At 37.8% G+C, this 400-nt stretch carries 1 protein-coding gene; it reads left to right on the top strand.

What is annotated here, in order from left to right; genetic code table 11:
* Nucleotides 1–400, top strand: a 400-nt coding sequence (locus tag J7R05_RS08695; protein WP_208541915.1) for a ribonucleotide-diphosphate reductase subunit beta, incomplete at both ends; no start/stop codon positions are given.

Consider the following 400-nt stretch of genomic DNA (forward strand, 5'->3'; position numbering starts at 1 on the left):
GAAGTTTGGAATCGTTTAACTGGAAATTTTTGGTTGCCTGAAAAAGTACCACTTTCCAGTGACATTCCTTCATGGGCAAGTTTAACAGAGGAAGAGCGCAAGCTGACAATTCGTGTTTTCACGGGACTGTCTTTGCTTGATTCAGTTCAAAATGCTGTAGGAGCCATTTCACTTATGGCTGATGCAATAACAGAACATGAAGAAGCTGTTTTGACAAATATTGCATTTATGGAAGCGGTTCATGCACGTTCTTATTCGTCTATTTTTTCAACCTTATATACAACAGCAGAAGTCGATGATGCTTTCAGATGGTCAGAAGAAAATGCTAAGTTACAGAAAAAAGCAACATTAGTGCTTGAACGTTATGAAGCAAGTGATCCATTAAAGAAAAAAATTGCCT

It is taken from the genome of Bartonella capreoli, from assembly GCF_902813205.1.
Classification (GTDB): Bacteria; Pseudomonadota; Alphaproteobacteria; order Rhizobiales; family Rhizobiaceae; genus Bartonella; species Bartonella schoenbuchensis.